This window comes from Actinopolyspora lacussalsi (genome assembly GCA_030803735.1).
Classification (GTDB): Bacteria; Actinomycetota; Actinomycetes; order Mycobacteriales; family Pseudonocardiaceae; genus Actinopolyspora; species Actinopolyspora lacussalsi.
The window spans coordinates 981,992-1,000,567 of sequence record JAURUC010000001.1 but is presented as its reverse complement, the minus strand read 5'-3'; the positions used below and the strand labels follow the sequence as shown (position 1 = coordinate 1,000,567).

Below are 18,576 nucleotides of genomic sequence, written 5' to 3'. Positions count from 1 at the left end.
GTTGTCCTCGCCGAACGGAGTGTACTGGTGCCACTGGCACCGATGTCCGAACGATCAGCGGAACGACCGCAGCGCCACCTCGGCCGCTCGGGCGATGAGCGCGTTGTCGTACTCGGCGTCGGCGGCGTCCCGGTCGGACAGCACCGCGAGCACGATGGGTGCCCGTTCCGGTGGCCACAGCACGGCGATGTCGTTGCGGGTGCCGTAGTCGGCGGCGCCGCTTTTGTCCCCCACTCGCCAACCGTCGGGGGCCCCGGACCGGATGAGCTCGTCACCGGTGGTGACGTTGCGCAGCATCCTGTTGAGCACGGCGCGTTCGTCTCTCGGCAACGCGTTTCCGACGGTGAAAGCACGCAGGCTGGTTGCCAGTGCGCGCGGAGTGCTGGTGTCTCGGATGTCACCGGGCTCGGTCGCGTTGAGGTCGGGCTCGATCCGGTCGACGTGGGTGGTGGCGTCACCGATCTCGCGCAGCACCGCGCTGAGCCCCTCGGGGCCGCCGAGCTCGTCGAACATGAGGTTCGCGGCGGTGTTGTCGCTGTAGCGCACGGCGGCGTCGAGCACGGAACGCAGGGTCATACCGCTGTCGACGTGTTTCTTCGTGACCGGCGAGTACGCCACGAGATCGGAGCGATCGTAGGTGATCCGCTTGTCCAGTCCTTCCAGCGAGGTTCGCCGCAGCACCGCTGCCGCCGTCAGCGCCTTGTGCGTGGAGGCGTAGGCGAAGCGCTCATCGGCACGGTAGGACAGTTCCCGTCCCGTCGCCGTGTCGACGGCGTAGACACCGAGGCCGGCGTCGAATTCACGTTCGAGTCGTTCGAAGTCCTCGTGGGGGACCGATGCGGCGGAGGGCACGGTCGTCGAATTCTGTGGCGGAGCTGACTGCTCGGCCTCGACACCGGTGCAGCCGACCAGGGTGAGCAGGGCCGCCGAAGCCAGGAGGGCTCCGCGGGCACGCCGTACGAACAAGGCGGTTCCTTTCGTCGTCGCTTGTCCCGAGCAGTCTCATCGGCCCCGACTCATCCTGTCCAAGTCACGAACGGATGATTCGATGCCGAATGCGTATAAGCTGTGGCTGTGGACCTGGTGGGCAGTTGCAAGGCGTTCGTGGCAGTCAGCGAAGCGGGAAGCTTCACTCGTGGGGCCGCCCTGGCCGGCGTCCCCCAGTCAGTGGCCAGCCGTCGGGTTTCGGCTCTGGAAGGCCATCTCGGCGAGCTGCTGTTCGACCGTTCGAGCAGGAAGGCGGTACTGACACCGTTCGGCAGGGACATGCTTCCCTCCGCACGACGCCTGGTCCGACTCGCCGACGCGATGGAGCAGGACGCCCACCACGCCAGGTTCCGTCCGCTACGGATCGCCGTCCCTGAAACCTGCACCACTCGCGACCTGGCCGAACTCGACTCCGAAGCACGTGCTCACGAGCTGTTCCTCGAGTTCCGCCCGGCTCCACCCGGCGAACGTTCCGAGCTGGTTCGCACGCACCAGGTACGGGCGGCCGTCACGGCGGTGCCCGCCGATACCGGTGTGTGGACCGTTCCACTGGGGCTGGCCGGCACTACCGCACTGGCCCCGGGTTCGCTCTACTTGGAAAGCCTGCGTGTGGGACGATCCGGCCGGTTACCACGGCGTCGGGTCTGGATCCAACCGGAGGACGATGTTCCGCACATCCGGGACCGCCTCGTGCGAACCCGCGACGCCGTCGGACTGCGGCCCGCCCAGGTCACCGTCGCCGACTCGCTGACCGCGGCCACAGCCGAGGTGCTGGGCTCGGCGGACCTGCTGGTGTGCTCGGCCGCGCAGGCCCGTGAACTCGGAATGACATGGCGGGCGCTCGGTGAGCTGCGGGTCGAACGTGGTTTCGACATCGAGGCCGTTGTCGCCGCCGACGCCACACGCATCCGGGAACGGCTCCGGCACGTCGTCGCGCGAGCACTCGGAGCCACAGTGGGCGGACAGGAGACGGCATGAGCATCGAATCACTGACCAGGGGACTGCGAGCGGAACTCGACAACGGGGGGCTACGGGGATCATTCCTCGTACGCGACCTGCACTCCGGTCACGAACTCGGCATCGCCCCGGACGTGTGGTACCCGATCGCCTCATTGATCAAGATTCCGCTGGCCGCCGCCACACTCGAACGCATCCGCATCGGCGAGCTCGACGGCTCCACCACGGTCGAAGTGCGACCAGGCCGCATCACCACACCGGGCCCGACCGGACTGAGCCGGTTTCACCACCCGGCCCGCGTGGCGCTCGACGATCTGCTGTACCTGAGCACTTCGATCAGTGACGGAACGGCCGCCGACGCACTGTTCGACCTGACCCCACCCGAGGAGGTCACACGGCTGATGCGGCAGTGGGAACTGCACGGCATCACCGCACGCCACCGGATGAGTGACCTCGCCGACACCCCTGCGGAACGCCTCGATCCCACCGAGGTCTCCCTCGCTCACACACTGGCCATCACCGCAGGTACCGCCGGGAACGGTCACCCGGTGTCCCAACTCGACGTCACCCGTGCCAACGCGGGCTCGGCCAGAGCCCTCGTCGACCTGCTACAGGCACTGTGGACCCCCTCCGGCATACCGCGAAGCATCGGCACGCGGATACGCGAACTCATGACCAACAACCTGCTGCGACAACGCCTGGCCCCGGAATTCGTCTCCGATGCCTCGACATGGGCGTCGAAGACCGGAACACTGCTCAACCTGCGCCACGAGATCGGCGTGGTCGAACACGCCGACGGACGATCCTTCGGAATCGCCGCGCTGACCGAATCCCGGGTGGCCGCTGCCAACCAGCCCGAAGCCGACGCGCTGATGGGATGGGTGGCGCGAACACTGCGCGACCAGCTGCGGCGCGGCTGACCCGAACACTCCCGCCAGAACAGCGGTGTGCTCGCTACCGGCACGGCGCGGTGCTCTCGACCTGGATAGGCTGAACGGCCGCGACGGTGTGAAAACCGGTGCGGAACGGTTGTTCGGGTCCGGCTCCTCGCACCGTTGCCATCACCGTCTCGGACGAAAGGACAGGGTTGATGACTGCCGTACAGGGAACCATGGTGGACGTACCCACTCCGGACGGAGGCGCCGACGCCTATCTGACGCATCCCGACGACGGGGCCGCGCATCCTGCCGTGCTGTTGTACATGGACGCCTTCGGAGTACGTCCGCACCTGACCGCGATGGCCGACCGGCTGGCCGCCGCCGGCTACACCGTGCTGGTGCCCAACGTCTTCTACCGCCACGGGCGTGCCCCGGTCGTGGAGCTGCCCGAGTTCATCGATCCGGGCAGGCGTCCCGAGATCTTCGACGAGATCGGCCCGATGATGCGGGCGCTGACCCCTGAACTGGCGATGCGTGATGCCGGTGTCTACCTGGACTGGCTGCGACAACGGCCGGAGGCCGACGGGGGAGCGGTCGGTGTCACCGGCTACTGCATGGGGGCGGTACTGGCGTTGCGCACGGCCGGGACCTATCCGGACCAGGTGACCGCCATGGCCGGTTTCCACGGTGGTGGTCTGGCGAGCGAAGAGCCCGACAGCCCGCATCTGCTGGCCGGGAACATCACCGCGGAGCTCTACTTCGGCCACGCCGACCAGGACCACGCCCTGCCGCCCGAGCAGATCGAGCGGCTCGACCGGGCGCTGGCGGAAGCCGGGGTGTCCTTCCACAGCGAGGTGTACCCGGGTGCCGGACACGGCTACACCCAGGCCGACACCGCCGCCTACGACGAGCAGGCCACCGAACGGCACTGGGCGGCGTTGCTGGACCTGTTCGGCCGTACGTTGAAACCGGGCTCGTAAGGTCAGCAGCCCGTAATGGGCAGCGGGTGCACATTCCCGATGTCGGGCCGTGTTCGTCGGTTGGTCCCGTGGCGCGGCCCTGTACTTTCCTCATTGGTGGGGGACCGCTACGCCCGCCGAGCGGAGTTCGGCCTCGATGAGCGCGGTCAACCGGGCCGAGATCGGCATCCGGTCCTGCCGGTGGTAGTTGATCATTCTGTATTGCGGAACAGCGTCGGACCAGGTCCGCAGACCGGTGGGATCCCCCAACAGAGTGGGGTTGGCGAGAAAGTGTTCGGCCACGTCGGTCGCGAGTTCCTCGATACAGGGGTCGTCGGGCTGCCAGTTCTCGGCCTCCCAGCAGCGTTTGGCCAGGTTAACGTAGCCGGGGTCGTCGAGCCGGCGTTCGAGCAGAGTCAGGAAACTGTCGAAACCCTCGGGTACCAGCGCCAGGGACAGCACCAGGGCTTCCCGCTGGGTGGTCACATAGTCAGCTTCGAATCCGAGGTCGGACATCCGGTGCAGCAGGTCGAGAGCACGGTCGGGCAACAGGGCCCGGTCTCCCTCGGCGAGCTGGTGCAACGTCTCGCGCCGCGCGATCAGCTCCGTGATCTGTTCGGTCAGGCGCCGCTGCACATCGGCGATCGCCGCACCGAACTGCTCGACATCCGCGTCGAGCACGGCCCCGACCTCGGCCAACGGCACGCCCGCGGCCGCCAACGTACGGATCTGAACCAGCCGCAGCAGCTCGTCCGATTTGTACCGCCTGTAGCCGGAGCGGTCACGCGGTGGCTCCTCGAGCAGGCCGATCTTGTGATAGTGCCGCACGGTCTTGACCGTGACGCCTGCGAATGTCGCCGCCTGGCCGATCGTGACGCCATAGGCCATCTGTCAGGTCACCTCCCGGGCACGTGGGGCTTCGCGGGTGGAGGCGATCTCGCGAACCGCGTCGGCGACGGCCCGGAAATCCTTGCGCAGGATCTTCGAGTGATTGCTCGCGACCTTCGAGCTCACCTCGAGGTGCGGGTTGCGGGTGAGTGCGGGGGTGAGAGTGGCGCGAGCCCGTTCCATCTCCTCGGCTCCGCCACCGAGATTGCCTCCCGAGGCGATCACCCACCGGCCCGGGCAGGCCAGGCCGTCCAGCACGGGACCGAGGGCGCCGAGGCTCTCGTTGATCTCGATGTTGACCTCGGCGTGCTGCTCGGCGGAGAACCGTGCCGCCAGGCCCAACCGACGGGCGATCGGAAACATCCAACTCAACCGGTGGAACAATGTCCGGATCCGTTCCCGGGCCGCGTCGTCGATCCAGTCGTACGGCATCGCACCGTCGACCGGGACCACCCCAAGGACGCGGTCCGGGTTGCGGTTGGCCCAGTGCACGGCGAGCGCGGCCCCGTAGGACCAGCCGACGAGTATCGGCCGGTCCACGTTCCTCGCCTTGAGGACGGCGTCGATGTCACGGACACACGCCTCGAACGAATAGTCCGCGGACCGCTTCGATCTGCCGCGGGCACGCTCGTCATAGGTGATGTGTCGCCAGCCGCTGCCGAGTTCACCGATGACGCGCCGCCAGTGCGACTGATCGGCATAACAACCGTTGAGATAGACCACGGGACAGCCGGGTCCACGCGTATCGGTCACGGCGAGCGCGGTGTCTTCGACCGGCACCATACCGGTCCAGCTCGAATCGGACGAACAGGTCGAGTTCGAAAGGTTCATGCGAAAAAGTGTGACCCCTGACCCTGGGTCAACCTCAACACGTGCCGCGACCCTGGAGAAGGGATTCGGGACTTGAGGAACATCCGAACGACAACGGCGCTAAGCCGTGAACCGCCATTCTGTTCATTATGCTCGGCCGCTACTCATTCCTCCTGCCGGATCTGGCTGGACTGCGGCCACTGCGTGGCCCCTCGGTCCTGGATGCCGATGAGAATGGCTGATCGAGTGGTGGCTCATGGGCTGGTCGATGGGGCTGCTGGCTGATGACCGCCGGAGGGCGAGGTGCTGTTGGTTCGTGTGGCGAGCACGAGGAGGGGCAGCAGGATCACGGCGAGAAGCCCTCCGACCAGGGACAGCAGGGTGTAGCTTCCGGTGGCCACGATCATGCCGGAGGCCAGTCCGCCGCCTGCTCCGGCGAGGGCGATGGTGACGTCGACCAGGCCTTGGATTTTGGCGCGGGTGACCAGTGAGGTGTTGTCGGTGATGATCGCGGTGCCGCTGACCAGCCCCAGGCTCCATCCCAGCCCCAGCAGTCCGAGCGCGATTGCCAGCAGCACGACTGACTGTGGTGGGGCGAAGGCGGCCACTAGGCCCGCCGCCAGCAGAGTGAGGCCGGAGGCGCCGGCGATGGGCATTCGGCCGTAGCGGTCGACGAGGAAACCGCTCAGGGGAGACGGCAGGTACATCGAGGCGATGTGCACCGCGATGACGGCTCCGGCCGCTCCGACGGAGTGTCCGTGGTGCTGCATGTGGATCGGGGTCATGGTCATGATCGCGACCATGACCAGCTGGACCAGGACCATGACCGCGGCCCCGAGCAACACGAGGCGCCTGTTGTCGCCCGAGGAGCTCGGGGCTGCGGGGCTGTGCCCGGGTCGGGGTGTGTCCGGGTCGTCCAGGGTGCGCGCTGTGAGCAGGGGGTCGGGGCGCAGCAGCGTCCACAGCACGACTGCGGCGGCGCCGTAGGCGACGGCGGCCAGCAGGAAGGGTCCGGCCAGCGGCGGGATGTTCCAGGATCTGGCCAGCGTGCCCAGCGGGGTGACCAGGTTGGGGCCGACGACGGCGCCGAGGGTGGTGGCCACCAGCACGGTGCTCAGCGCGCGAGCACGGTGGCCGGGGGTGGCCAGGTCGGCGCCGGAGTAGCGGGCTTGCAGGTTGGTGGCGGTGCCGGACCCGTAGATGATCAGGGCGATGAACAGCAGCGTGACGTTGTCGATGGTGGCGGCGACCACGACACCGAGCGCTCCCAACGCCCCGACGGCGTATCCGGCCGCGAGGCCCGTGCGACGTCCCCGGTTTTGGGAGGTGCGTCCGATCACCGCGGCCGCTGCGGCCGATCCGGCGGTGAACAGGGCGCTGGGCAGGCCGGACAGGCCCGTGGTGTCGAGCATGTCTTCGGCCAGCAGGGCACCGACGGTGATGCCGGCGGCCAGCCCGGCCCCGCTGAGGATCTGTGCGGCAACGAGGACGGTCAGGATGCGTCGTTGGGCAGTGTGCAGTGCGGCCGCGGTCGCGGTGTTCATCACGGTTCCTTCAGGGAAAGTGGTGGATCAAGCAGCGGTGCCGGGGGCCGTCGTGGCAATTCCGCGTCCAGTTGACCGACGTCGCGCTCGGCGGCCTTGCCGTCGGCAGGCGGGGTCGGCTCGTCAGCGGGCGCGCTGCGGACGCGGGGCGTGTGGTGCTTATCAGGTCGTGACCACGGGCAGGTCGGCGAGTCGCCATTCGAGGATCCCGTCGTCCAGGCGGTGGGCGGTGCGCCCGTGGGTGGTCAGCAAGCGCACCGCGTCGTGGGCGAGCACGCAGTAGCGGCCGCGGCAGTAGGCGACGACCTCCTGGTCGGCCGGGATGGTGTCGAGCTTGCCGGCCAGTTCCTCCAGCGGGATCGAGACCGCGCCGGGGATATGTCCGGCCTCGTATTCCTCACGGGGGCGCACGTCGAGCACGATCACGTTATCGTCCTGGGCTCGGCGGAGCAGTTCCTCGCGGCTGACGTGCTCGGCATCGTCCGGGCCGAGGTAGGCGGTGCTGGCCGTGGCTACGTCGGGCAGGTGAGCACTGGCCACGTTGCGTACCAACGCGTACAGCGCGGCGACGTCAGTGCCGGCCAGCCGATAGTAGATCTTGGTGCCCTCCCGGCGGGTGGTGACCAGGTTCGCCTGCTTGAGGGTCTGCAAATGCGCCGAGGCGGTGGTGGTGCCCAGCTGGGCCGTGCGGGCCAACGACTCCACGGTGCGCTCGCCCTGGGCGAGCAGATCGAGCAGTTCGAGCCTCTTGCCACTGCCCAGTGCCTTGCCGACGCGGGCGAACTGGTCGAACAGCGCTGCCTTGGCATAATGATCAGCCATCTTTCCTCCAATATTCCGTGGAATAGCGTATAACGGAGACTGCGTCAGGAAAAGCCCACTCCGACGGGAGGTGTTGCGATGAGCACGGTGGATCTGGTTCCGCTGGTCGATGAGGGGCTGGGCAACTCGGCCTACTTGGTCGATGTCTCCGGCATGCGCCAGCTGGCGGCCACCGAAGGCACCCAGGTACTCGCCTCTGCGGCCGGGCACCGCGACCTCGCCGTCCTCGAAGGCGGCCCGCAGGACTGGACCACAACCACTGGACGTTCCCTGGAGGAAGGGGAATGAGCACCACCGCTCTGCGGTTGGGTCTGCGCGCCAACCTGGCCCAGTTCAGCCTGCTCGTCGTTGTCAACGCCCTGGTCGGCGGCATGGTCGGCCAGGAACAAACCGTGCTGCCGCTGCTGGCCGAGCAGGAGTTTCACCTGACCGGCTACACGTTCCTGCTGAGCTACGTGCTCGTGTTCGGGCTCAGCAAGGCCACCACCAACTACTTCGCCGGCACCTGGTCGGATCGCTTCGGCCGCAAACCCGTGCTGATCGCCGGCTGGCTGATCGCCATTCCCGTGCCAGCGATGCTGATCTTCGCTCCCAACTGGAGCTGGATCGTCGCCGCAAACCTCCTGCTCGGCATCAACCAGGGGCTGACCTGGTCAACCACTGTGATCATGAAAGTCGACCTCGTCGGACCTCGCCAACGTGGACTGGCGATGGGCTTCAACGAAGCAGCCGGATACGGCGCGGTCGCGGTCACCTCGGCCCTGGCCGGCTATCTCGCCGAGCACTTCGGGCTGCGCCCCATACCGTTCCTGCTCGGCGCGGCCTACGTCGTGCTCGGCCTCGCCCTGTCGACGCTGGTGGTCCGCGAAACCCGCGAGCACGCCCGCCTCGAAGCCGCCCACCACGGTTCCGACGACGGCCACACCGAGCTGACCAACCGGCACGTCTTCACCCGCACCACCCTCACCGAACCGGCTTTGTCCTCGGCCAGCCAGGCCGGCCTGGTCAACAACCTCAACTTCGGTTTGTCCTGGGGCCTGTTCCCCCTGCTGTTCGCCGGCGCCGGACTGCCCGTCGGCCAGGTCGGCCTGCTGGTCGCGCTCTACCCCGCGGTCTGGGGAGCGGGCCAACTCGCCACGGGAGCGCTGTCCGACCGGTGGGGGCGCAAACGCCTCATCACCGTCGGCATGCTCACCCAAGCCGCGGCCCTGGCGCTCATCGCCGTCGCCGGCACTTTCCCCACATGGGCACTGGCCACCGTGCTGCTCGGTACCGGAACAGCGATGGTCTACCCCACACTGCTGGCCGCCATCGGCGACGTCGCCCACCCCAGCTGGCGCGCGCGCTCCGTCGGCGTCTACCGCCTCTGGCGCGACAGCGGATACGCCGCCGGTGCTGTCCTCGGCGGCATCGTCGCCGACCTCACCGACCTACGCGCTGCTGTCTGGGCCGCCGCCTCCCTGAGCCTCGCCTCCGCCTGCGGCCTCGCCCTGCGCATGTACGAAACCCATCCCCGCACCCAACGGCGAGCCTGCTCCCAGGTCGACGAGCACACTACCCGCAGATGATCATGCCTTGTCTGCGGAACCAGCACACAGCCTTCAGCACGCCAACAGACAGAGTCTCCGACCAGGAGCGTGGGCGCTTAGCGCCGTCTGTCGTTCGATGGCAAGCATCCCGTGAACACCTTCCCGATCCCTCGAGGTCGAGACCGTGGCATTCACCGGTCCCCGCACTCCACTCATCGTCACCGTGACGAAATCATTGCCAACCCCTTCATCGTTCTTCTGCGCCAAGCTCGAGATCCACTCGCGCGGGGGCCTGCCTGAACCCGCGATCATCAGACCCGGCGTCAGGCGTTCCAAGGCCCGATGCGATCCAGGCGGCGACGCACCGCACACCTACCTCGGAACGGGCACCGAGGTCTGCCGTCTGATCATGACCGTTCACCTGCCGCCTGCTCCTGCTAGCACCTGAGCCGCGCAACGCACGCGAGGATCACACGGGCAGTGGTTCTGCCACGGCAGCTGGACCATCCGCGCATAGCGGAAGTCACCAGACCCAAACCGCACCAACACGATCCGCACCCCTACACGGTCGACGACCGCTAGCCCTGCACTGTCCACTGGGTACGAAGGTGCGGTTGTCCGGTTTCCCGAATCAGACACAGCGGACGACTCCGGCGAGTAACATCCCCCGACACGTTCACGCAGCCGGATCCGAGGGGGCTCAATGGAGTCTGATCGATCCCTCCCGCATTTCACGGGGTTGCACGCGCTTCTGACACTGATCCGGAACCTGTACCACCGGCCACGGTTGTTCACCGCGCCGTCACCACACGATCGGCGTGGTGACCAGCCTCTTCCGCTCGTCTGCCTGCACCGGGACCACTCGGTCACGGATTTCCTGCCGACGCTGAAGGAGTCCCTGGACACCGCACTGCCGCAGGTTCCCCACGCCCTCATCGACGCGGACGAGGTCGTCGACACCACCACCGACGATCCAACCCAACGTCTGCTCCCCCTCCTGCACGCGATCCAGCAGGAACTCGGTAAGGACGAGTTCACCTCCGGCGGCATCGGCGAATTCGACAACTACAAGCTCATCGAGTGGCTGACACGGCAACACCTGCCGCCGGAACAGGGAAAACGCGACAAACCCGTACTCCACCTGCTGCGGGAGTGGACCGGCGGCCGCCCGGGAACCGGAGGGTTGCGCACGCTCATCTCCGAAGTTCCGCACGCTCTGACCCGCTTCGTGCTGAGCGTATTCCTCTGGATCGGCCAACTCCTCGGGATGCGGTGGCTGGCGGGCAGAGTCCCGGGCCTCGGCCGCGAAGCACGCTGGATCATGCGTCAGCCGTTCATGGTGCCGCGGCACTCCATCGGCCTCCAGGGCTTCGCCGAGCGCCTAACGCTCGACCGGCGCGCCTCCGAAAGCCAGGAACAGATCAAGAAACTGCTGCTGCACGCTTTCCTGGAGGACCTCCGCATCGCCTACCGGCGCAGACGATTGCGAATCCTGCCGCACAGGGCCGGCTGGCGCCGTACCACCTACGCCACGGTTCTACTGGACAACGTCCGCGACACCAACGGTGGCTGGGAATTGTTGCGACTGATCAACGAAGTACGCAACGAGACCGGCAAACTCGATCCGCTCCTCGTCGTCGCGGCCACCGACGACCCTCCCCAGGCCCCGCAGGACCCCACCCCCTCGCTGACCGCCGCCGTACACGCGAACGAAGCCCTCTCCGAATGGCAGCGACGGCTGCCCACCCGGCGGCAGAAACTCGCTCCCGACGCGCGCTACCTGCACATCGAACTTCCACCCGCCACACCCGAGCCCGAAACCACCGGCGAGGACCGACAAGCCTGGCAGGAGGCGGCGAGCTGGCATCCCCGACGTGCTCCGCTGCTGGCACGACGGTACGTGTGCGAGGCGCTCGTGCTGGTCCTGCTGGCCGCGGGGCTGATCCAGCCCGCCATCACAGTCAGCCAATCCTGGACATCGAGCTGCGCCGCGTTCGAGCGATGGGCGGCAGGAACGGTAGCCACCCGCGTGAGTCGGCTGGGTGCCGCCGGCGAGCAGTGTCTCGGCTACAGCGACAGCACCGCACAGGTGTTCGGTGCCAACGAGCGGCTGCGTTACGCGCAGTCCGCCGTACACACGCAGAACGAACGGGCGAAACGGCTGCATGCCGGTAACCCTGATCGGCCTTACGTCACACTGATCTATTTCGCGGGGTTGACCAACAGCCGGTTCGGTCCCCGCACCGATCACGCCGTGGCGGAAGAACTGGAAGGACTGCTGCTGCGCCAGCGAGAACAGAACAAACGGTCCGCGACGGAGCCGCTGCTTCGGATCATCATCGCCAACGGTGGGACGGGAATGCGGGGTGCGCCCGAGGTGACACGGGAGCTTCTCGTGCCGCTCATCGAATCCGATCCCACCATCCTCGGCGTTGTGGGAATGGACCGCAGCGTGACCGAGACCGAACAGGCCATCCGCATCCTCGGCGAGCACGGCATCCCCGTCCTCGGCTCCACACTGACCAGCACCGAGCTGGCCGAGCTCACTCCGCTCTACTTCCAGCTCGTGCCGGGAAACGAGAAACAGGCCGAGCTGATCGTCAACTACGCGGCACACCTCAACTCGCCGAAGGTCACCCTGTACCACCCGTCCACGAGCGGACGGAACATCTATGCGGCGACGCTCGTCTCGGCGCTGACCGAGAAGTTCGACAGTATCGACATCGCGCTGGAAGAGCGCACGTGGCAGCGTTCGGTCAGCGAGTTGGCACCGTTGTGCGCCGAGGACACCGACCGCAGCCGGGAGATCGCGTTCTACGCGGGCCGGGAGAACACTTTCGGCGACTTCCTGCGCACCGTCCGCCGCAACTGTCCGGACTCAGCCGAACTCCCCATGATCGTGGCTTCGGACGCGGTGTCGCGGTTCGTCTCCGACCAGCGCAGCCGCAAAACCACCGAGTTCAACGGTGTGACGATCTCCTACGTCGGCATGGGAAGCCCCGTGATCCTGGCGGGCGAGGACTGCGTGGCCGGCCGTGCCAACTCACTACCCGCGGGAGGAACACAGCTCAACGCGTTCTGCAGCGGCTACCGCAAGCTGCGCGAGACACTACGCGCACAGCTGCCGCGAACGGAAGCGCCGAACATGCCCTGGCCCGGCGAGCGGGTCGGCGGCCTGTACGACGCCGCGGGATTGTTCGTCAACACCGTCATCGCCATCCGCCACGACCGGGGGCCGACGAAGAGCGGCCTCACCCCACACCGCGCCGAGGTGGCCCAGCAACTTCGTGACACCTCGTTCGAGGGAGCCACGGGCACGATCGACTTCGGCCGTTCCCGAATCGCCGATGACCGCAGTCTCGCCCTCCTGCGCATCGACAACATCAGCGAGCTCCGCGGCCCGGCGGGAACACCGACCTGCGCGTACCTCATCGGGACCGTCTACGACGGACGGCATCCCAGCACCGCGACCGGATGCCCGCGGATCGAGTAGCACCGCGGCCGGCGGAGCTGCCGGAGGACCGGTGGTTGTCGGGCAACGTCACAAGCGCGGGTGAGCGGTCAACTCGGCGACCTCCCGGCGGGTGTGTGAACCGATGCGGCCGCGTCACCAATAATGCGATCATGAATGGTACGGATATCGACGTCGTGGGCGTGACACCGTGGTGCCTGCGCCCGCCGGACAGCGGATCGGCGACCAGCGGAGAGGGGAGTGCCACCGTGGACCGATCCGACCTGCGCGTTCGCTGTCGCAGACGGGTCGACGAGCTGCTCGGCCACATCGGTGTGCCACACCCGTGGGACATCAACGATTTCCTCGACCGGCTCGAACAACACCGCGGCCGCGACATCGACCTGTGCCCGATCGTGTGGACCCGTGGGGACAGCTCCGGGTTGTGGCAACAGCACGCCGACCACGACGTGATCGCCTACGCCGCCAACACCAGTGGTTTTCACCAGGACCACATCATCCTGCACGAGGTCGGGCACATGATCTCGCGCCATCGTGGCCACTGTGTCCTGTCCGAACAGGAGGCACAGCGCATCGCACCGGATCTGGCTCCGGCGGCGCTGGCGCACCTGCTGGATCGGGCAACGGGGGAATCGCAGGAGCACGAGGCCGAAACAGTGGCCTCGCTGCTGCACCAGCGGGCACGTCGACGTCCCCACGTGGCGGGCGAGGCCCCACCGATGACCGCACGACGCCTCGCCCGGGTCGACTACATCTTCGGAGGTTGAACATGGGCGTGTCCGTGCTGTTCCTGACCACCGGCTTCGTGGTGTTCTCGGTGGCCGGTTACCGCATCGTGCTCTGGAACCGAGGACGCAGGCGCCCCACGGAGATACCGCTGATCACGCTCGCCTGCGCACTGGGAACGGCCTTCATCACGCTGGCACCTGTCGTGCAGGCCGCCGAGAGCGCACTCCTGCCCAGTCTCGGACGGCTGCTGTCGAACATGTGCACACTCGTGGCGGCGTTCGGATTTCTGCACCTGATGCTCTACGTCGGACACCCCGCCGAACAGGTACCCCGCAAGGTCCGTACTCGCCTGCTGACCCTGCTGCTGACTCTGCTGGGCATGATCGCGATGTTCGCGTTCAGCGACCCGCCCGGCGGAACCGGTGTGTTCACCGGGCTCTACGCCACCCAGCCGACCCTGGCCGGCTACACACTGCTGTACTCGCTGTACCTGGGCACAGCCGTGATCGAGCTGATCGTGCTGACCACGAGCTCGATCCGCTACACCCGAACCTGGCTACGTGCCGGGATGGTGCTGCTGGGCGTCGGCAGCACACTGGCCGCCGGATATCTCGCGCACAAACTGTGGTCAGTGCTGTCGGAACTACTGACCGGATCGGTGGCCGAGCCCTACTGCCCCTCGGCGTTCGCCACGGTCGACTGCACCTTCGCGGTCGGTCTTCCGGCGCTGTCCGTGCTGGCCATCGTGCTGGGGGCCGCTGTGCCCACTCTCGGGCCGCGCTGCGAACAACTCGTCCGTTCACTGGCCCACCGACGCTCCCACCGGCGGCTGCACCCGCTGTGGCACACACTGCACACCGCGATGCCGAGTATCGCCTTCACCGTCGAAGACCCCGCGCGAACCGCCCCGACACCGGAACGTGGCGGTTCCGAACAGCTGTACCGACGTGTGGTGGCCATCCGTGACGGCCTGCTCCTGCTGCGGCCCTACCGATCGGTCGAGGACACCCGCGACCACCAGGCCGCGGTGCGGCGGCACGGTGTCGCCGAGCAGGACCGCGCCGCCGTCGTGGAGGCCCGAGACATTCACACCGCGCTGTCCCGCCACCACCGTGACACGCCGATCCCCGAGACCGAGCGGACACGCGCCGCCGAACCCTACGACGACCTCACCGACGAAATCAGCTGGCTCGTGCGGGTCTCGGAAGCCCTGGCTCGACAACCGGACCCGGCCGACGCGGACAACGAGCGGCCGCAGCAATCCTACTGACCACGAAAGGCGAACCGCTCGTGCAGCTGCCACCGCTGCCGCAACACCACCAGCCACGCCTCGTCCAGCTCCACCGTCAGCGGCACCGACTCCGCCACTTCCCGCCGCATCGCCGCCGCCGTCTCCTCCTCGGCCCCCATCGCCACCGTCACGTGCGGCTCCAGCACGTCGTAACGCCCCTCGTAGGGAACCAGCTCCGGCCAGTGGCGCCGGACTGCCTCGGTCAACTCCCGCAGCGGATCGAGCGGGTCGGGAAGCAGATACACGAACCCGCCCCGCCGGTGGCACCGCTCCAGCACCACCCGCAGCGGGGGCTGCCGGTCGAACAGCGTCCGCAACGTGGTGACCACCTCGGTATCGAGCTCCTCGGCGGCGAGGAACGGATACAACACCGACAGGTGCGCGGGAACCCCCTCACGCACCGCCTGCGGATACCGCTCGATCAGCGGGGCCAGCGCCTCATCGGCGGCGGGAACAGGAACGACCAGACCAGTACGACCCTCTCGTGGCATGGCTCCGTTGTACCCGATCACGAAAGCCACACCCCACCGGTTCGACCTCGGCCGCACCGCCGAGCTCCGGCCACAAGGCGCCGCGGAACAGCCCCCACTCCAAGTGGCGATACCGTCTCACCGATGACGCTGACGCTGCCCGAGCTACCCGACCTGCCGGTCCGGCCCGTTCTCGGCGACATCAACGCCGAGCTGGACCACAGCGGCACCGCAGTGCTGGTCGCCCCACCCGGAACCGGCAAAACCACGCTGGTGCCGCTGGCACTGGCCGAAAGCGGGCTGCGGGTGGTGGTGGCCGAACCACGCCGCCTGGCCACCCGCGCCGCCGCCACCCGCATGGCCGACCTGCTCGGACAACAGGTCGGCGAACAGGTCGGCTACGCGGTGCGCGGCGAACGGCGCGGCTCACCACACACCCGCGTCGAAGTCGTCACCTCCGGACTGCTCGTGCGCCGGCTGCAAACCGACCCCGAACTGTCCGATGTCGACGCCGTCGTCCTCGACGAGTGCCACGAACGACACCTCGACGCCGACCTGCTGCTGGCACTACTGCTCGACGCCCGCGACGGCCTACGCCCCGACCTGCGAGTTCTGGCCACCTCGGCCACCGTCGACAGCGACCGACTGGCCGACCTGCTCGGCGACCACGAACCAGCACCGGTCCTGCACACCACCGGCGAAACCCACCCGGTCGAGACCACCCACATCGCCCCGCTACGCAACGAGCGGACCGAAAACACCGTGGCACGCGCCGTACGCACCGCGCTGCACGAACAACCCGGCGACGTGCTCGCCTTCCTACCCGGCGCCCGCGAAATCACCCGCACCCGCGAGCTGCTCTCCGACGAAACCGACGTGGACGTGCTCCCCCTGCACGGCAGACTGCCCACCAACGAGCAGGACGACGCGCTCACCCCCAGAACACGACGCCGCGTCGTCCTGGCCACCGCCGTGGCCGAATCCAGCCTCACCGTGCCCGGCGTACGCACCGTGGTCGACTCCGGCCTATCCCGCGTCTCCCGCGTCGACCACCGCCGCGGCCTGTCCGGGCTGGTCACCGTCCGAACTCCCAAGGCGGTCGCCGAACAACGCGCGGGCCGCGCCGGCCGCGAAGCCCCCGGCAAGGCATACCGGTGCTGGCCCGAACACGAGCACAGCACCCTCGCCAGCTACCCCGAACCCGAGATTCGCACCACCGACCTCACCCGCCTCGCACTCGAACTGGCCTGCTGGGGAACACCGGACGGGCAGGCGCTGCGCTGGTGGGACACCCCACCGCAGGGGCCGCTGACAGCGGGACACCAGGTGCTCTCGGCGCTGGGAGCCCTCGACAACCACGGAAAGATCACCGAACGCGGACACCGCATGGCCGAACTCGGCCTGCACCCCCGCCTGTCCCGCGCGCTACTGGACGGCAGCGCCCGCGCCGGACGACGCACCGCCGCCGAAGTCGTCGCGCTGCTCGACGACGACACCCTCTCGACCGAGACCGAACTGAGCACCAGCCTGCACAAACTCCGCGACAACGGGCCCGGTTCCCGCCGCTGGCGACGCGAGGCACGACGACTGGAAAAAATGGTGCCCGTCACACCGAACCCACCCGAGGCCGACGACGAGGCCCTGGTGGTGGCCCTGGCACACCCCGAACGACTGGCCAGGCGCCGCGCACCCCGGTCCCGGGTGTATCTCATGGCAGGCGGCACAGCCGTGGAACTGCCCCGCTCCGAAGTACGCGAAGACCCCTCCGGCATGCCCACCTCCGAAGGACTGGCCGGCTCGGAGTGGCTGGCCGTGGCCGTGGCCGAACGCGACCCCAGCCGCGCACACGGCTTCGTACGGCTGGCCGCACGCGCCGACCAACGACTCGCCGAACAAGCCGCCCCCGGACTCGTGGAACACACCGACGAGATCGACTGGCACCAAGGCGACATACGCGCCCGCACCCTGCGCCGCCTGGGATCGATCGTGCTGTCGGACACACCACTGCGACAGCCCCCACCGGAACAGGTGCGAGCAGCGCTGCTCGACGGGCTGCACGACGAGGGACTACGGCTGCTGACCTGGGACACCGAAGCACACCAGCTCCGGCAACGACTGGCCTTCCTGCGCCGCACGTTCGGCGAACCCTGGCCCGGCACCGACGAAACCGACCTGCTGGCCACGGTCGACACCTGGCTGGAACCCGAACTCTCGGCCGCACGCTGCCGCGCCGACCTGGAACGCATCGACATCGACCAAGCGCTGCGCCGCCTGCTGCCGTGGCCCGAAGCCGGGCGGCTCGACGAACTGGCCCCGCCACGGATGCAGGTGCCGTCCGGTGCGCGGATCCACCTCGACTACGACGACGAACAACCCGTCCTGCCGGTGCGGCTCCAGGAAGTCTTCGGCTGGACCAGCGTGCCCACCATCGCCGACGGCCGCGTCACGGTGCTGATGCGGCTGCTCGACCCCGCCGGACGGCCCGCAGCCGTCACCGGCGACCTGACCTCGTTCTGGAACAACGGCTACCACCAGGTCCGCGCCGAACTGCGGGGCCAGTACCTCAAGCACCCGTGGCCGGAGGACCCGTGGAACGCCGCACCCGACCGACCGCGCGGAGGCTGACAAGACCGGCTACCGGAGACGGTAGCGCACATGGACCATGCCGTTGCCGAAACGACGCTGGTCGAGCAGCTCAAGCTCGGCAGGCACCCCGCGCGGAAAGAACGACTTACCACCACCCACCAACACCGGAGCGAAAAACAGCCCGCACTCATCGACCAGCCCCGCCTCAAACGCGTGAGCCGCCAACTCCGGGCCGCCCACGGCGAGATCGTGCTCGGCCGAGTTCTTCAGACGCCGCACCGCCTCGACGTCGAAGGTTCGTTCGATCCGGGTGCGGGTGGTGACCACCCTGTCCAGCGTGCCGGAATAGACGATCTTGTCGGCCGCCCGCCACAGTCGCGCGAACTCACCCATGGCGGGGGAGCGTTCGGCCAGCGCGGGATCGGTCTCCCAACCGGTCATCAACTCGTAGAGCCTACGCCCGTACAGATGCGTACCGACCGGCCGCTCCAGCTCGTTGATGAACGACAGGACCTCCTCATCGGGCACTGCCCAGTCAAAACGGCCGCGCTCGTCGGCGATGTAGCCGTCGAGCGAGGCCAGCGCGGAACAGATCAGCCTCGCCATGGCACTCCCGTCCTGTGCGACGTGTCCGCTGCGGGCGCTTTCCCGCGG

At 68.0% G+C, this 18,576-nt stretch carries 15 protein-coding genes and 2 pseudogenes; 10 read left to right on the top strand and 7 right to left on the bottom strand.

Annotated features, from left to right (window positions below):
• Positions 1-54 precede the first annotated feature (54 nt).
• Entirely contained in the window at positions 55-966 is a 912-nt protein-coding gene (gene bla / locus J2S53_RS04360; protein WP_456239861.1) for a class A beta-lactamase, read from the bottom strand.
• Between the two features lie 102 nt (positions 967-1,068).
• On the opposite strand from bla, the gene J2S53_RS04355 reads away from it, so the two are divergent.
• The 3 genes from J2S53_RS04355 to J2S53_RS04345 all read left to right on the top strand — a co-directional run bounded on the left by J2S53_RS04355 (position 1,069) and on the right by J2S53_RS04345 (position 3,802).
• The gene (locus J2S53_RS04355; RefSeq protein WP_456239860.1) at positions 1,069-1,965 is read left to right on the top strand and encodes a LysR family transcriptional regulator; all 897 of its coding nucleotides are present in this window, start codon (positions 1,069-1,071) and stop codon (positions 1,963-1,965) included.
• Entirely contained in the window at positions 1,962-2,864 is a 903-nt protein-coding gene (locus tag J2S53_RS04350; protein ID WP_456239859.1) for a serine hydrolase, read from the top strand. Before J2S53_RS04355 ends, J2S53_RS04350 begins: the two co-directional genes overlap by 4 nt.
• Positions 2,865-3,034: 170 nt before the next feature.
• Positions 3,035-3,802, top strand: coding sequence for a dienelactone hydrolase family protein (locus tag J2S53_RS04345; protein WP_456239858.1), 768 nt, complete (start codon positions 3,035-3,037; stop codon positions 3,800-3,802).
• Positions 3,803-3,892: 90 nt separating this feature from the next.
• On the opposite strand, the gene J2S53_RS04340 is transcribed toward J2S53_RS04345, so the two are convergent.
• The 4 genes from J2S53_RS04340 to J2S53_RS04325 all read right to left on the bottom strand — a co-directional run bounded on the left by J2S53_RS04340 (position 3,893) and on the right by J2S53_RS04325 (position 7,845).
• A complete protein-coding gene (locus tag J2S53_RS04340; RefSeq protein WP_456239857.1) occupies positions 3,893-4,669 on the bottom strand; it encodes a MerR family transcriptional regulator in 777 nt (258 codons plus the stop codon).
• A 3-nt stretch (positions 4,670-4,672) separates the two neighbouring features.
• Positions 4,673-5,500: an alpha/beta fold hydrolase gene (locus J2S53_RS04335; RefSeq protein WP_456239856.1), complete on the bottom strand. Its 828-nt coding sequence runs from the start codon at positions 5,498-5,500 to the stop codon at positions 4,673-4,675.
• 233 nt (positions 5,501-5,733) lie between these two features.
• Positions 5,734-7,023, bottom strand: a complete 1,290-nt coding sequence (locus tag J2S53_RS04330) for an MFS transporter (RefSeq protein ID WP_456239855.1) — start codon at positions 7,021-7,023, stop codon at positions 5,734-5,736.
• A 162-nt stretch (positions 7,024-7,185) separates the two neighbouring features.
• A complete protein-coding gene (locus tag J2S53_RS04325; RefSeq protein ID WP_456239854.1) occupies positions 7,186-7,845 on the bottom strand; it encodes an ArsR/SmtB family transcription factor in 660 nt (219 codons plus the stop codon).
• Positions 7,846-7,923: 78 nt separating this feature from the next.
• Between J2S53_RS04325 and J2S53_RS04320 the strand changes: the two are divergent.
• From J2S53_RS04320 to J2S53_RS04295, 6 genes and pseudogenes are all read left to right on the top strand, one after another.
• Positions 7,924-8,061, top strand: a pseudogene (locus tag J2S53_RS04320) (MBL fold metallo-hydrolase); the annotation flags it as partial.
• 68 nt (positions 8,062-8,129) lie between these two features.
• Entirely contained in the window at positions 8,130-9,413 is a 1,284-nt protein-coding gene (locus tag J2S53_RS04315; RefSeq protein ID WP_456239853.1) for an MFS transporter, read from the top strand.
• 316 nt (positions 9,414-9,729) lie between these two features.
• A pseudogene (locus J2S53_RS04310) lies at positions 9,730-9,822 on the top strand (XRE family transcriptional regulator); the annotation flags it as partial.
• A 255-nt stretch (positions 9,823-10,077) separates the two neighbouring features.
• Positions 10,078-12,867, top strand: a complete 2,790-nt coding sequence (locus tag J2S53_RS04305) for an ABC transporter substrate-binding protein (RefSeq protein WP_456239852.1) — start codon at positions 10,078-10,080, stop codon at positions 12,865-12,867.
• A gap of 131 nt (positions 12,868-12,998) precedes the next feature.
• Positions 12,999-13,613 (top strand): hypothetical protein, encoded by a 615-nt coding sequence (locus J2S53_RS04300; RefSeq protein ID WP_456239851.1) that lies wholly within the window; start codon positions 12,999-13,001, stop codon positions 13,611-13,613.
• 2 nt (positions 13,614-13,615) lie between these two features.
• Positions 13,616-14,845, top strand: coding sequence for an MAB_1171c family putative transporter (locus J2S53_RS04295; protein ID WP_456239850.1), 1,230 nt, complete (start codon positions 13,616-13,618; stop codon positions 14,843-14,845).
• On the opposite strand, the gene J2S53_RS04290 is transcribed toward J2S53_RS04295, so the two are convergent.
• Entirely contained in the window at positions 14,839-15,357 is a 519-nt protein-coding gene (locus tag J2S53_RS04290; protein WP_456239849.1) for a 2'-5' RNA ligase family protein, read from the bottom strand. The genes J2S53_RS04295 and J2S53_RS04290 overlap by 7 nt on opposite strands.
• Positions 15,358-15,480: 123 nt before the next feature.
• On the opposite strand from J2S53_RS04290, the gene hrpB reads away from it, so the two are divergent.
• Entirely contained in the window at positions 15,481-17,961 is a 2,481-nt protein-coding gene (gene hrpB, locus J2S53_RS04285) for an ATP-dependent helicase HrpB (protein ID WP_456239848.1), read from the top strand.
• A 9-nt stretch (positions 17,962-17,970) separates the two neighbouring features.
• Here the strand turns inward: hrpB and J2S53_RS04280 are convergent, their stop codons facing one another.
• On the bottom strand, positions 17,971-18,528 hold the full coding sequence (locus J2S53_RS04280) for a dihydrofolate reductase family protein (RefSeq protein ID WP_456242700.1): 558 nt from the start codon (positions 18,526-18,528) through the stop codon (positions 17,971-17,973).
• Positions 18,529-18,576: the final 48 nt, after the last annotated feature.